The 411-nt window shown below is 75.9% G+C and carries 1 protein-coding gene; it reads right to left on the minus strand.

The features are described from left to right. Positions 1-118: 118 nt before the first annotated feature. Positions 119-411, minus strand: a 293-nt coding sequence (locus GUY61_RS38905; protein WP_166634973.1) for a rhodanese-like domain-containing protein, incomplete at its 5' end; no start/stop codon positions are given.

A 411-nucleotide genomic window follows, 5' to 3' on the forward strand; every position in this document is an offset into this window, starting at 1 on the left:
CTTCCCGCTCCGGCTCCGAACACCGTGGTCCGAGCATCGCGTCGGGCCAGGACCGGGCCGCCACGGATCGCGGCGCCGAACGGATGGCAGCCGCCCGGGCCCGCGCGGGGCCGTGCGTTCAGCAGCCGCAGTCGTCGGCGCCGTCCGGTGCCGTCAGGGGGTCGGCGGCGCGGCGCTCGCGGCCGTGCCGGGTCTCGGCCTCGAAGCCCTCACGGATCCAGTATTCGATGCCGCCCAGCATCTCCTTGACGCGGTAGCCCAGGACCGAGAGGGCCAGGGCCGCACGGGCGGCGCCGTCGCAGCCGGGGCCCCAGCAGTAGGTGACCACGGGCACGGACTTGTCCAGGATCCGTTCCGCCCGCTCCGGGACGAGGGCGGCCGGCAGATGGACCGCGCCGGGGACGTGTCCCT

Source organism: Streptomyces sp. GC420 (genome assembly GCF_009916105.1).
GTDB lineage: Bacteria > Actinomycetota > Actinomycetes > Streptomycetales > Streptomycetaceae > Streptomyces.